This is a genomic window from Blautia sp. DFI.9.10 (assembly GCF_024461705.1).
Taxonomy (GTDB): Bacteria; Bacillota; Clostridia; order Lachnospirales; family Lachnospiraceae; genus Blautia_A; species Blautia_A fusiformis.
Window position 1 is genome coordinate 1 of the sequence record NZ_JANGAA010000082.1, and the last position, 221, is coordinate 221.

Annotated in this window: 1 pseudogene; it reads right to left on the minus strand. The window is 42.1% G+C overall.

Annotated features, from left to right (window positions below):
* Positions 1–221, minus strand: a pseudogene (locus tag NE671_RS15775) (hypothetical protein); the annotation flags it as partial.

The following is a 221-nucleotide window of genomic DNA, read 5'->3' on the forward strand; positions in this document are numbered from 1 at the left end:
TGCTGCCTGAGTTATTATCAGCAGAGTTAAAGTCTTCGGAAGTGATCTCAATGCCTTTATCTGCGTAATATTTATCTGCTGTGATGGAGTCGGTATCTTCTACGACAATTCCGGATGCATCGATCATGTTAAGGTCTGTGTCAATGGTCACATACAGGAGGTTGGTTACTGTGGATGGAGTGACATTCATGGACATAATCTCGTTGAACTTCTTTTTCAGG